General features: G+C 62.3%; 17 protein-coding genes. 10 read left to right on the top strand and 7 right to left on the bottom strand.

Features of this window, described 5'->3' with window-relative positions:
- Positions 1 to 550: 550 nt before the first annotated feature.
- From AC1DTN_RS19220 to AC1DTN_RS19175, 10 genes are all read left to right on the top strand, one after another.
- A complete protein-coding gene (locus AC1DTN_RS19220; RefSeq protein WP_477922111.1) occupies positions 551 to 1,492 on the top strand; it encodes a helix-turn-helix domain-containing protein in 942 nt (313 codons plus the stop codon).
- 173 nt (positions 1,493 to 1,665) lie between these two features.
- Complete coding sequence (locus AC1DTN_RS19215) at positions 1,666 to 3,072, top strand: DUF5939 domain-containing protein (protein ID WP_477922110.1); 1,407 nt, start codon at positions 1,666 to 1,668, stop codon at positions 3,070 to 3,072.
- A gap of 110 nt (positions 3,073 to 3,182) precedes the next feature.
- A complete protein-coding gene (locus AC1DTN_RS19210; RefSeq protein ID WP_439015258.1) occupies positions 3,183 to 3,506 on the top strand; it encodes a putative quinol monooxygenase in 324 nt (107 codons plus the stop codon).
- A gap of 137 nt (positions 3,507 to 3,643) precedes the next feature.
- Positions 3,644 to 3,976, top strand: coding sequence for a BufA1 family periplasmic bufferin-type metallophore (locus AC1DTN_RS19205; protein WP_439015260.1), 333 nt, complete (start codon positions 3,644 to 3,646; stop codon positions 3,974 to 3,976).
- Between the two features lie 156 nt (positions 3,977 to 4,132).
- A complete protein-coding gene (bufB, locus tag AC1DTN_RS19200; protein WP_439015262.1) occupies positions 4,133 to 5,020 on the top strand; it encodes an MNIO family bufferin maturase in 888 nt (295 codons plus the stop codon).
- Between the two features lie 10 nt (positions 5,021 to 5,030).
- Complete coding sequence (locus AC1DTN_RS19195) at positions 5,031 to 5,189, top strand: hypothetical protein (RefSeq protein WP_439015264.1); 159 nt, start codon at positions 5,031 to 5,033, stop codon at positions 5,187 to 5,189.
- Positions 5,189 to 5,974 carry an HvfC/BufC N-terminal domain-containing protein gene (locus AC1DTN_RS19190; protein ID WP_439015265.1) on the top strand — a complete coding sequence of 262 codons (786 nt, stop codon included), beginning with the start codon at positions 5,189 to 5,191 and terminating at the stop codon, positions 5,972 to 5,974. Before AC1DTN_RS19195 ends, AC1DTN_RS19190 begins: the two co-directional genes overlap by 1 nt.
- A complete protein-coding gene (locus AC1DTN_RS19185; RefSeq protein WP_439015266.1) occupies positions 5,971 to 6,474 on the top strand; it encodes a DoxX family protein in 504 nt (167 codons plus the stop codon). The genes AC1DTN_RS19190 and AC1DTN_RS19185 overlap by 4 nt, the downstream gene beginning before the upstream one ends.
- A complete protein-coding gene (locus tag AC1DTN_RS19180) occupies positions 6,471 to 7,091 on the top strand; it encodes a sigma-70 family RNA polymerase sigma factor (protein WP_113321563.1) in 621 nt (206 codons plus the stop codon). The genes AC1DTN_RS19185 and AC1DTN_RS19180 overlap by 4 nt, the downstream gene beginning before the upstream one ends.
- Positions 7,091 to 7,747 (top strand): NrsF family protein, encoded by a 657-nt coding sequence (locus AC1DTN_RS19175; RefSeq protein WP_439015269.1) that lies wholly within the window; start codon positions 7,091 to 7,093, stop codon positions 7,745 to 7,747. Before AC1DTN_RS19180 ends, AC1DTN_RS19175 begins: the two co-directional genes overlap by 1 nt.
- Before the next feature lie 34 nt (positions 7,748 to 7,781).
- On the opposite strand, the gene AC1DTN_RS19170 is transcribed toward AC1DTN_RS19175, so the two are convergent.
- The 7 genes from AC1DTN_RS19170 to ctaD all read right to left on the bottom strand — a co-directional run bounded on the left by AC1DTN_RS19170 (position 7,782) and on the right by ctaD (position 12,682).
- A complete protein-coding gene (locus tag AC1DTN_RS19170) occupies positions 7,782 to 8,264 on the bottom strand; it encodes an N-acetyltransferase family protein (RefSeq protein WP_477922106.1) in 483 nt (160 codons plus the stop codon).
- A 93-nt stretch (positions 8,265 to 8,357) separates the two neighbouring features.
- A complete protein-coding gene (locus AC1DTN_RS19165; protein WP_113321565.1) occupies positions 8,358 to 8,648 on the bottom strand; it encodes a hypothetical protein in 291 nt (96 codons plus the stop codon).
- 7 nt (positions 8,649 to 8,655) lie between these two features.
- Entirely contained in the window at positions 8,656 to 8,892 is a 237-nt protein-coding gene (locus AC1DTN_RS19160; protein WP_037103012.1) for a hypothetical protein, read from the bottom strand.
- A 206-nt stretch (positions 8,893 to 9,098) separates the two neighbouring features.
- The gene (locus AC1DTN_RS19155; protein ID WP_113321566.1) at positions 9,099 to 9,464 is read right to left on the bottom strand and encodes a cytochrome C oxidase subunit IV family protein; all 366 of its coding nucleotides are present in this window, start codon (positions 9,462 to 9,464) and stop codon (positions 9,099 to 9,101) included.
- A gap of 7 nt (positions 9,465 to 9,471) precedes the next feature.
- Entirely contained in the window at positions 9,472 to 10,191 is a 720-nt protein-coding gene (locus AC1DTN_RS19150; RefSeq protein ID WP_113321567.1) for a heme-copper oxidase subunit III family protein, read from the bottom strand.
- A gap of 11 nt (positions 10,192 to 10,202) precedes the next feature.
- Positions 10,203 to 10,916 (bottom strand): cytochrome c oxidase subunit 3, encoded by a 714-nt coding sequence (locus tag AC1DTN_RS19145; protein ID WP_477922103.1) that lies wholly within the window; start codon positions 10,914 to 10,916, stop codon positions 10,203 to 10,205.
- A complete protein-coding gene (ctaD, locus tag AC1DTN_RS19140; RefSeq protein WP_113321569.1) occupies positions 10,913 to 12,682 on the bottom strand; it encodes a cytochrome c oxidase subunit I in 1,770 nt (589 codons plus the stop codon). The genes AC1DTN_RS19145 and ctaD overlap by 4 nt, the downstream gene beginning before the upstream one ends.
- Positions 12,683 to 12,697: the final 15 nt, after the last annotated feature.

Here is a 12,697-nt window from a genome sequence, read left to right as displayed (position 1 = left end):
CAGATCGAATTCGCCCGCTATATAGCCCCTTTGTGAAGCTTTGACATCCGCAAGGGCCTGAACACAGCATTCACACGATCCGGGTATCCGCCTAAAATGTCAGGCTCGGACGTCCATCCACAGGACAGATCGGGCCTATGAAAAGAAAATCACCGCCCGGTTTGCGATGTCATCAATCGGTGATGTTCCTCCCTCATAAACACACCTGAGGACAGCACCGGTCTCCGCCCGCCGCCCACCCCTTTGCGGAGCCGCCCTTATGGCGATCTCGTTACGCCTTCTCTGCTGACCTCGGCATTGTAGTGAAATTTATTGTCAGTCACGAAATGCAAGGAACCGGCTCAGTATCCCCTGTTCAGCCGCGTTCGTCTAAGCCGGCCCTGTGCCGGCTTTCTTTTTGCCCTGCAGACGAGAACCGATAGAACGAAACAAGGTCTCCAGCGTGCAGCATTCTGCCTGCAGCAGCCTCATTTCAACCACCGGAACACTTCAACCCGCCGCCAAAAACCTCTACCCTGATATCAGCACAACCTGGATTGGCCGAACTGTCATGAACGAGTTGCACTCCATTTCGCCGTCAGGACAAAAGCTCGTCTCCATCGAAGAGATCGTCGACATCAAGCCGCGACGGCCGATGGCGACGACGCGGGATCGGGGATGGAGCGGAGTGACTGTCGATCTTTATCGGCCGCGGCTCGATTGTTCGCAGACCTATCCGGCCCTCGATCACCACCTGATTTCTTATTGCCCCTCCGGCCGCGCCCGGCTGATCCAGCGGCGCGACGGGGTCGTCCACGAGGGCACGATTTCGGCCGGCATGTCGCTTCTGATGCCGGCGGGCTGCGTATCGACGTGGGAGGGCCGCACGCCAACATCGGCGCGGCTGCGTGTTCCGGCCCGGCTGGTGGCAGCCGCGGGCGAAGAGCTTGGGTCGCGCGCGGCAAGCATCGAAATCAGGAATATATTCGAAACCCGCGACAGGCTGATCGAAAATATGGCGCTCGTGCTGCTCGCTGAACTGGAGCAGCAGGCCCATCCCGCCCAGGCGCTGATCGTCGACCAGGTCTCTGCCGCCCTCGCCGCGCATCTCCTGAGGGCCTATAACGCCTTCGGCATTGCGGAGCGCCGCACGCTGCCCGGCCTCGGCAAGGCCGAAATCAAGCGCATCACCGACTATATCGAGGACAATCTCGACCGGATGATCGGGCTTGCGGAACTGGCGGCCCTCGTCGATGTCAGCCGCTTTCATTTCGCCCGGCTTTTCAAGCAGAGCACCGGCGTAAGCCCGATCAATTTCGTCGAACAGCGCCGGATCGAGCGCGCCCGGGTGTTGATTGCCGAAACCGATACGTCGCTGGCGGAAGTGGCCCTTGCGACCGGCTATTCGGACCAGAGCCATTTCACCCGGCGTTTCCACCGCCTGACGGGTGGCACGCCCGCCGCTTTTGCACGCGAGCACGGACGTCGGCTGCGGCGGCGCCCGCCGAATTAGGGCCAGGTTTTGCGCGAAGCAAGCGGCCGCCTGCACGGAGCGATCAGCTGTTTCGCTCCGGTACGCAAAAGGTTACTTTAAGGCGAAAAAATAAACGGCTCGCCTGCCTGCCGCCACCGCCCTATTTTGTTCCTCTCGGCCCTGTTTTTGAGCCCTATCTGATGGGATGAGCGATGCCCGATATAACCAACCGCGTCATGGCCGTGCGCCAGCATGTCGACGAAACCGTTGCCAGCGCGATGGCGCATCTAATCGAAGACGCGCCGGATTTTCGCCTGAACCGCGTCAATCCGCTGGCCTTTGCGCGGGCGAACGGGCTCGGCGAACAGGAGAGTATCGCAGCCTTCCTGCATGCCACCCAGTTCGGCCTTTTCGAACTCTCCTGGAACGTCGTCTGTCAAAGCTGCGGCGGTGTGCTCTATCAGGCGGAATCGCTGCAGGGCATCGACCAGCATCACTATAATTGTTCCTTCTGTTCGCTCGATTGCGAACCGACGCTCGACGAAACCGTAGAGATCACCTTCACCGTCGACCCGCGCATCCGCCACATCGCCGCCCACGATCCCGACAGCCTGCCGCTCTGGGATTATACGCGCCAGATTTTCTGGAGTTCCGGCAGCGATCTGCCCGAACATCTTGCCCCCATCGTCGGCGAAGTCGTTCTCGACGCGTTTGAGATTGCGCCGGGTGCGCGCATGGGCCGCCAGGTTGAGATGAGTGAGGGTGTGGCCATCCTCTTCGATCCCGTGACGCACAGCTCGCGTTTCCTGGAGGTGACCGGCGAACCAACCGACGGCCAGCGCCTGTCGATCGAGATCGATGACGCGCACCAGGCCGGCGAAACGTTGCAGGTGGCGCCCGGCCTTCTGACGCTCGATCTGGAAAATCGGACGAACCGCAGGATAATACCGATCCTCTGGATCGCCGGCGAGGCGCTGGAGGCGATCCTTACGCGGCGCGTGCCTGTCCTGACCGCCAAGCGGCTGCTCACCCACCAGACCTTCCGGGATATCTACCGCACCAATGTTCTCGATATCAATCAGCGCTTCAGGATCACCAGCCTGACCTTCCTGTTCACGGACCTGAAGGGATCGACCGAACTCTACGAGCGGATCGGCGACCTTGCGGCCTTCGATCTGGTGCGCTCGCATTTCCAGCTCATGCATCAGGTCGTTTCCGCCCATGGCGGCGCAGTGGTCAAGACGATCGGCGATGCGATCATGGCAACCTTTCCGAGCCCGGCGCAGGGCGTGGCCGCCGCGCTCGACATTCGCAAGGTGATCGATGAACTCAACCGGCGCGACAGCCGCGACGACCTGTTCCTGAAGGTCGGCCTGCATAGCGGCCCCTGCCTTGCTGTGCTGATGAACGAGCGGCAGGATTATTTCGGCCAGACGGTCAATGTCGCCTCGCGCTTGCAGACGATCGCCACCCCGGACATGATCTTTGCAACGACACCAGTGGTCGAGGACGAGGACGCGCGTGCGCTGCTTGCCGCGCGCGGCCGCAGCCTGCACGGCACCACGGCCTTCCTGCGGGGGCTCAGCGGCGAAATACCGGTTTACGGGATTCCCGCCTGAGCTGAACGTCGGGCGGTAGCAAGGCGGTACCAAGAGCCGCAACACCCTTCAATACTGGCCCGGATTTTTCACCCTTAATGGCTCGGACAGACCATTGAGGGCAATTTATGATGAACGAACTTGTCGCCGTCATTCCGTTCCGCGCCAGGACCGGAAACGGAGAGGATGTCGCGCGCCTGATTGCAGGCGCGCTGCCGCACGTCGAAAGCGAGGCCGGCACGACGACCTGGCTCGTGCTGCGCTCTGAAGCCGATCCCGACCTGATCTTCCTCATCGATCTCTTCACCGATCACGAAAGCCGCAATGCGCATATGAGCGGCGAAGCGGCAAAGCTGATCTTTGGGAGTGTTCCGCCGCTGCTCGCCGAGCCGCCCTCCATCCATCCCGCAACGATCGTTACGCGCAAACCCGCGCCCGGCAAAGGCAGGATGTGAGCGTCTTGCGCAGAACAAAAGAGGCAGCAGGAGCAGGTAACCTTTCGACCGCTGCAGCGAACTTCAAGACAGGCGGATCGCACCGCCCCAGGCGACTGAACAGTCTTCTGGCCATCATCGAAAACCGGAGAATAACAATGTCCAATCGCATCTTGTCCACGCTTGTCGTCGGAGCCTTCGCCAGCGCCATCGGTGCCCTCACGGCCCTGCCGGCCGGTGCGGAAGAATTCACCGACGCGCAGAAGAAGATCCAGGCGGAACATACGGCCCTGGTGAAATCCGGCAAGGTCGAGCCCTGCTTCGGCACGGCGCTGAAGGGCCAGAACGATTGCTATGCCGGCGCCGGCACGACCTGCGCAGGCACGAGCACCGTCGATTACCAGGGCAATGCCTTCAAGCTCGTTCCGACGGGCACCTGCACCACCATGTCCACGCCAAAGGGCACCGGCAGCCTCACTCCCAAGGCCTGATCCGACGCCGATTCGGGAGGCTTGCTCCGGGCAGAACCGGATGACCGCCCGCCGGAAGACTGCCCCGAGGACCGACATCCTCCGAAGACTTGCCTCCCGAAAAGACCGGCCCGCTCCTGCGCGGGCCGGTCCCACCCGACCGATGCCAGGTGCCCCATGCAAAATCCAGACATTGCCTTCACTGATCAAGACATGCCGGCCCGCGCCGGTGTCGGCCTCAAGGCGGAGCATTACAGCCACATCATCGAGACCCTGCCGGATATCGGTTTCTTCGAGGTGCATGCGGAAAATTACATGGGCGAAGGCGGCCCGCCGCATCGTTATCTCGCCGCCGTGCGCGAACATTATCCGCTGTCGCTGCATGGCGTCGGCCTGTCGATCGGCGCCGACCGGCCGCTCGACAGGCAGCATCTTTCCCGGCTGAAGGCGCTGAACGAGCGCTACCGGCCCGCACTCTTTTCCGAACATCTCGCCTGGTCGTCGCATGATGCCGGTTTCTTCAACGATCTCCTGCCGCTGCCATACACAGACGAGACGCTGTCTCGCGTCGCCGATCACGTAGACGAGGTGCAGCAGGCGCTCTGCCGGCAGATGCTGCTCGAAAACCCCTCGACCTATCTGGCCTTCTCCGAAAGCACCTGGTCTGAGATCGACTTCATCGCCGAGATCGTGCAGCGCACCGACTGCGGCCTGCTGCTCGATGTCAACAATGTCTACGTCGCCTCCACCAACCAGCGCTGGGACGCCGTCGCCTATATCGACGCCTATCCGCTGGAGTATGTCCGCGAAATCCATCTGGCCGGCCACGCGGGCGAAGCTGACGAGGGAGACCGGCCGCTGCTCATCGACACGCATGATCGCCCGGTCGATGCCATCGTCTGGGATCTCTACGCCCATGCGCTCTCCCGTGCCGGACCGGTGGCGACGCTGATCGAATGGGATGCCGATCTTCCGGAATGGCCTGTTCTGGCCGAGGAAGCGGCGCGCGCCGAAAGGCTGATGCGCGAGGCGGCCTTGCACCATCCACGCGCGGCCGCCGAATGAGGAGCCCCAGATGACCGGCCACAGAGTTGCCATCTACTATGCCTGGGATCGATCGCGGGAAATTGCCGCCCCGATGGGCAGCGTTGCCACACTCTGGAGTTCGACCGCCGGCGGTCTCGATAGTCTGCGCCGGTTCTGGCGCAATGTCGTCACACGGGGGATCGGCTGATGCCGACGGCACCTTCGACCGCCAAACGCCAGCATGATTTCGCCAAAGCCCTTCTGGACCCCGCGCAACCCTTGCCCGAAGGTCTGGTCGGGCCGGATGGCCGGCCCAGCCTGAGGCGCTTCAACGTTTACCGCAACAACGTCATCGCCGGACTGACGGCGACGTTGAAGGATGCGTTTCCGGCCGTGGCGCGCATCGTTGGCGACGAGTTCTTCCTTGCCATGGGGCGGATCTATGTCGCGCTCGATCCGCCCACCTCCCCGATCATGCTCGATTATGGCCGGGGCTTTGCCGATTTCATCGAGACTTTCGAACCCGCGGCAAGCCTTCCCTATCTCGCCGACGTGGCGCGCATCGAACGGGCCTGGGTGGAGGCTTACCATGCCGCCGAGGCAGAGCCGATCGCGTCCGGGGCCTTTGCCGCAATCAAGGCCGATGACCTGCCGCATCTCAGCGTCGTGCTGCATCCCTCGCTGCGCATCGTGCGCTCGCCCTTCCCGGCGCTGACAATCTGGCGGATGAACCTTGCGGACGGGCAGCCGGCCGAAGTGGATATATCCGCCGGCGGCGAAGACATATTGCTGCTGCGCCCCGGCGCAGATGTCGAAGCGCGCGCGCTGCCGCCGGGTGCGGCCGCCTTCATCATCGCACTCGGCAAGGGGCGGACGATGATCGACGCGATGAAACAGGCGCTGGAGGACAGTCCCCGTTTCGACCTGCCTGCCTGCCTCTCTGGCTTGATGACGGCACGCGCTTTCACCGCATTCGGGAGCGGCAGCAAATGACGGACACCCGCTTTACGCCTGCCGCACTTTATCTGCGGCTTCTCGACATCGTCAGCCTGATCGGCCTCGCCGTCGCCCCGCCGGTCGTGCGCATTGCGCTTGCGCTGCCCTTCCTGCGCTCGGGGCTGACCCGCTGGGACGGCTTCCTGCAGCTCTCGGTCGGCACGCAATTCCTGTTCGAAGACCAGTTCAAGCTGCATATATTCGGCAATCTCTACGGTTTCCCCGCCCCCGATACGGTCGCCCTTCTCGTCGGCTGTGCGGAGATCGCGCTGCCGGTCCTGCTGCTGGCAGGCTTTGCCACGCGCCTTGTCGGCCTTGCTCTGCTGATCATGAGCGGCATCATCCAGCTGGTCTTTCCAGACGGCTGGGTGAATTTTCACCTCTACTGGGCTGCCCTTGCGCTCGCCGTCATGGCGCTCGGCCCCGGCCCGCTGTCGCTCGACTATCTCATGTCACGCCTGTTTGCCCGCCCGCGGAAAAGGAGCGCGCCCGCATGAGCGAGGAGCGCGGCGACCGACTGAAACTCGTCTCCTCCCGGCCGGCGGGCTCTGACATCAGGCGCGCACGCCATCGCGAGCTCGACTGGACGATCCTGATGGCCCGCGCCCAGGATGGCGATGCTGCCGCGTATCTTCGCCTGCTGCAGGAGATCACGCCCTATTTGCGCTCGCTGGCGGTGCGCTATCACCGCGACCCGAGAGACGTGGAGGACACGGTTCAGGATATCCTGCTGACCATTCATTCGATCCGCGAAACCTACGACCCGACCCGGCCCTTCGGCCCCTGGCTCGTCGGCATTGCAAACCGGCGCGCCTTCGACCGGCTGCGCCGGCAGGGACGCCAGCGCGCCCATGAATTTCCGCTGTCGAGCGAACATGACGCGGTTGCAACCAGTAACGATATCGAGGAAGCTGCCAACCGGGTTCATCTCGAAGGCGCAATCAGCGACCTGCCGCCGGCGCAACAGCAGGCGATCAACATGCTGAAACTGAAGGAAATGTCGCTGAAGGAGGCTGCCAGAGAGAGCGGGATGTCCGTCACGTCGCTGAAGGTAGCCACTCATAGGGCGCTGAAAAGCCTTCGCAAGATCCTTCTCGATCATGGTGAGCCGTGATGGAGACCTCCGATCTCATCCGGTCTCTCGCGGACAATGTCACACCCGTCAGGCGGCTGCGGCCGCCGCTGCTGCGCGCCGCCCTCTGGCTGGCGCTCGCCTTCGCGCTGATGGGCATCCTGACGATGATCCATGGCCTGCGCCCGCAATTTGCCGAACGCATGGCCGATCCCGTCTTCCTGACGGGCATGCTGTCCTCGCTCGCGACCGGCATTCTCGCGGCAATCGCCACATTCATGATGAGCCTGCCCGACAAATCCCGTCTGTGGATGCTGCTTCCGCTTCCCACGCTCGTCATCTGGATGGCCAATATCGGCTATCAGTGCTTTGCCGGTTGGGTGGCGCTACCGCCGGCCGCCGTCACCGTCGAGGCCGCCACGAGCTGCCTGCTGACGCTCATCGTCACCAGCATTCCACTCTCTCTGCTGATGCTGATCATGCTGCGCTACGTCGCCTTCCTGCGGCCGGTCTCCGTCGCACTCATCGGCAGCCTCGCCGTCTCGGGCATCACCTCCTCGGCACTCTCGATGTTTCATCCGCTGGACGCGACCGTGATGGTGCTCGGCTGGAACCTCGGCACGGCAGTGCTCTTCGTGGTGATCGCCGCGATCATTGGGCGCAATGCGTCGCAACGCGGCGGACAGACGCTTCCATGATCGATATCGTCGCTGTAACAAAGGGCTCCCGCCCTCAGAGATCCCTGTACATGACAAGCGCATCGACAAACCCAAGTGTGGGATGGCGAAACGCACCCGGAAGCCGGCCGACCACCTGAAAATCGAGCGACTGCCACAGCCGCACTGCCCGCTCGTTCGAACTGACGACGAAATTGAATTGCATGGCCCGGAAGCCGCGCTGGCGCGCATGGGCAAGCGAGTGCTGATGCATGATGCGCGCCACACCCTGGCCCGCCGCTTCGGGCGCGGTCATATAGCCGCAATTGCAGACGTGATTGCCGCCGCCTGCCTGATTGGCCTTGATATAATAGGTGCCGATGATGCTGCCGCCGTCATCGGCGACGAAGGTTTCCTTGTCGGAACCGAGCCAGTAGCCGAGCGCATCGGCCTCGCTCATGTCGCGGTCGAGCGTATAGGTTTCACCCGCCCGGATGACAGGCTCCAGGATAATCCAGATGGCGCTGCGGTCTTCCGCTCTGGCAGGTCGGATCAGCATGATCGAATGTTGGCATGAGGAGATGGCGCTCTGCAACTGCGGCATGGTGCCTGGAAGGGTGCGGCGGAACAAGATGACGTGAAGGCAGCCGGTTCAGTCGTTGACGCTTTCGAGGATATCGTCGAGAAGCCGCTCGGCATAGCGCATCGTCTCGAACTGTTCTTCCGGCGACAGCTTGTGCGCAACGCATTCCGCCCGGATGGCGGTTCTCAGCTTCGCCAGCAGGGCAGCCTGTTCATAGGGCGTGAAGGCGCTGTCGCGAACGGTGATCTTCGCGATCGTCTCCAGAATGGCGATCCTTCCCTCCACCTGCCTTGCCGAGCCGACATAGGATGGCCGCTGCGGTCGGAGGTTGCGGCGCGGGAATGTTACGACATTGCTCATGGGCCCCTCACAGGGCCGGTGTCTTGAAATCGGAGCCTGACAGCATGGTGTGCAGCTTGTATTCGCTGTCAGCACCCTGCCGGTAAAGGTCGATTGTTATACGAGCGAGTTCGCGCGCCTCTGCGCAGTCGCGTGACCAGCCGCGCTCCGCGCAAAGCTTGTCGAAAGCCTTCTGCACGATCGCAAGCTCCACAGCACCAATCCAGCGGTCCGCAGGCGCATCCGCCCCGATCTTCGGTTGCATGATCTCCTCCTGATCGCTCCATAAAGATGCTGCCAAACGCGCAGAGAGGCAGAGAGTTCCACACAAAATACAGGACGCAAAAATTTTCCTGGGAGCCTGTCATTATGCCCCGTTTCAGGGCCTGCAAGCGACCCTGCAGTCGCCTTTAAGGGAAAACAAATGCATTTCACTATTGCTGTCAGGACAGCAGTTCGGACCCGCGTGTTCTACGGCCCGGCGCCAAAAAAGGCGAGCCGGGTGAAGATCGTATAGTCCGCTTCCGATACCATGAGCGCCACGAAAACCAGCACCAGCAGCGGCGGCAGCAGGATGGCGTAAACGAGCGCCAGCCGCTCCCAGGCCATGTGCATGAAGACGGCGACGATCAGGCCGGCCTTCAGCATCATGAACAGCAGGATCAGCGTCCACCTCAGATAGCCCTGGATGCCGAGATAATCGACCATGTAGGAGGCCGCGCTGAGCACGAAGAGCAGGCCCCAGACGAGGAGATAGAGCCGGATCGGGTGCTGCTGTCCGGTATGTGCCTGTGCATGCGCCGTTTGGACTTGTGCATGCGCCGTTGTCTCGCTCATGACGACCTCACCACAGATAGAAAAATGCGAAGATGAAGACCCAGACAAGGTCGACGAAGTGCCAGTAGAGGCCCATGATCTCGACGGCCTCGTAGCGGCCTTTGCGGCTGGTGAAGAAGCCGCGCCGTTCCACGTCGAAATCGCCGCGCCAAACCTTGCGGGCGACGATGAGGAGGAAGATGACGCCGATCGTCACGTGCGTGCCGTGAAAGCCCGTGATCATGAAGAAGGTCGAGCCGAATTGCGCCGCCCCCCACGGGTTTTCCCAGGGGCGCACGCCTTCGGTGATAAGCTTCGTCCATTCGAAGGCCTGCATGCCGACGAAGCATGCGCCCAGAACCGCCGTCAGCAGCATCAGGATCGCGGTCGTGCGGCGGTCGCGGCGATAGCCGAAATTGACCGCCATCGCCATGGTGCCGCTGCTCGAGATCAGCACGAAGGTCATGATCGCGATCAGGATCAGCGGAACGTCCTGGCCGCCGATATGCAGCGCAAAGACCTCGCTCGGATTGGGCCACGGGACCGGCGTCGACATGCGGGCCGTCATATAGGCGATCAGGAAGCAGCCGAAGACGAAGGTGTCGCTGAGCAGAAAGATCCACATCATCGCCTTGCCCCAGGAGGCTGTCTTGAAGGCGCGCTGATCCGAACTGAAATCGGCCGCGACACCGCGAAGACCCGCCGGCCTGAGGCCGGGCTCGCCGTGTGTCTGGACAGGATGTGCCATCTGCAAATCTCCTAGTTCAGTAATGTGCGGCAGAGATCGACGAAATCATTCGCCCAGCCGGCAAAGAGCGCGAAGAGCAGGAGCCAGACGGCGAGCATGAAATGCGAATAGATGGCCGAGAGGTCGACGCTGAGCCGCAGCCTTTCCGGTTGAACGTCGGCTGAAAATGCCCTGACCGTCGTGTGCGTGAGCACGGCAAGCCCGCCCAGAATATGCAGGCCGTGCAGGCCGGTCAGCATGTAGAAGAAGCTGTTGGCGGGATTGTCGGCAAGCACATAGCCGGCTGCCGCAAGCTCCCGCCATGCCTGGATCTGCCCGACGAGAAAGAAGACCGCAAGCGCAAGGCCTGTCACAAGCGCCGGCCGCAGGCTTTCCAGGCGGCCGTGCCGGGCTTCGCGTTTGGCCCATTGCAGCGCGGCACTGCTCAAGGCGAGTGCTGCGGTGTTTACCCAGAGCAGGCGGGGAACCGGCATCCCCCACCAGTCGGCAGAGGCCATGCGCATGAAATAGGCGCTGACGGCAAGGCTGAAGATCGCGCCGACGACGCCGAGAAACACGAAGAGGCCGATCTTCACCGCCGGCACCGGCGGCCGGTCGACGCCATGACGATCCGGCAGTTGCACCGAGCCGGTTTCGAGCCACGGCTTCGAGGTCAGCCGCTGCCCGGCCAGCCACCAGATGATGATGGCGGCGATGGCGGCGAGGAAAAGCAGGATGACGTTCATGCCGGAACCTCGCGGGTGACGCCATCGCTTGCCGGCACATTCTGCGGGATGAAATCTTCCGCCGCGCCCGGCACGCTATAGTCATAGGCCCAGCGATAGACGACAGGCAGATCCTTGCCCCAGTTGCCGTGCGCAGGCGGCGTCTGCGGCGTCTGCCATTCGAGCGTCGTTGCCCGCCACGGATTGCCGCCTGCCTCCCTGCCCCGGAAAAGGCTCCAGGCCAGATTGAACAGGAAGACGATCTGTGCCGCCCCGACGACCAGAGCCATGATGGTGATGAATATGTTCAGCGTATGGGCCGAGGGAGGAACGAAAGCCGTCTCTCCCATCTCGAAATAGCGGCGCGGCACGCCGAGCAGGCCGAGATAATGCATCGGAAAGAAGATGGCATAGGTGCCGAGGAAGGTGATCCAGAAGTGGATCTGGCCGAGCGTCTCGTCCAGCATGCGTCCCGTCACCTTCGGATACCAGTGATAGATCGCCCCGAAGATGACGAGGATCGGCGCGACCCCCATGACCATGTGGAAATGCGCGACGACGAACATCGTATCCGACAGCGGCACGTCGACGACGACGTTGCCGAGGAAGAGACCGGTGAGCCCGCCATTGACGAAGGTGACGATGAAGGCGAGCGCAAAGAGCATCGGCAGCGTCAGGTGGATGTCGCCGCGCCACAGCGTCAGCACCCAGTTATAGACCTTGATCGCCGTTGGGACGGCGATGATCAGCGTCGTGGTGGCGAAGAAGAAGCCGAAGGCCGGGTTCATGCCGCTGACATACATATGGTGGGCCCAGACGACGAAACTCAGCGCGCCGATGATGACGATCGCCCACACCATCATGCGGTAGCCGAAGATGTTCTTGCGCGCATGCGTGCTGATCAGGTCCGAAACGATGCCGAAGGCAGGCAGCGCCACGATATAGACCTCGGGATGGCCGAAGAACCAGAACAGGTGCTGGAAGAGGATCGGGCTACCGCCGCCATGCTGGAGCTGCGTGCCCATCTCGACGATGGCGGGCATGAAGAAGCTGGTGCCAAGCACGCGGTCGAAGAGCATCATGACGCAGGCGACGAAGAGCGCTGGAAAGGCGAGCAGCGCCATCACGGTCGCGGTGAAGATGCCCCAGACGGTGAGTGGCATCCGCATCAGCGTCATGCCGCGCGCCCGTCCCTGCAGCACCGTCACCACATAGTTCAGGCCGCCCATGGTGAAACCGATGATGAAGACGATCAGTGAGCTGAGCATCAGGAGGATGCCCCAGTCCTTGCCGCCTGGCGTGCCTGACAGAACCGATTGCGGCGGATAAAGCGTCCAGCCGGCCCCTGTCGGGCCGCCGGGGACGAAAAAGCCCGCGACCAGGATCAGCACCGCAAGCAGATAGATCCAGTAGCTCAGCATGTTCGCGTAGGGGAAGACCATGTCGCGCGCGCCGACCATCAGCGGAATGAGATAGTTGCCAAAACCGCCGAGGAAGAGCGCGGTCAGGAGATAGATCACCATGATCATGCCGTGCATGGTGATGAACTGGTAATAATGATCGGCATCGATGAAGGAGAGAGCGCCGGGAAAGGCGAGCTGAATCCGCATCAGCCAGGAGAGCACCAGCGCCACCAGGCCGATCGAGATGGCGGTGATCGAATATTGCACGGCGATGATCTTCGCATCCTGGCTGAACACATATTTGGTCCACCAGCTGTGCGGATGATAAAGCTCGACATCCTCGACTTCGGCGGAGGGGATGCTGCCGGATGGAATCTCGACCATGATCTCTCTTCCCTT

It is taken from the genome of Rhizobium sp. 01T444 (assembly GCF_056398305.1).
Note: the sequence above shows the minus strand (reverse complement) of the source record. Positions and strands in the feature narration are given on the sequence as shown.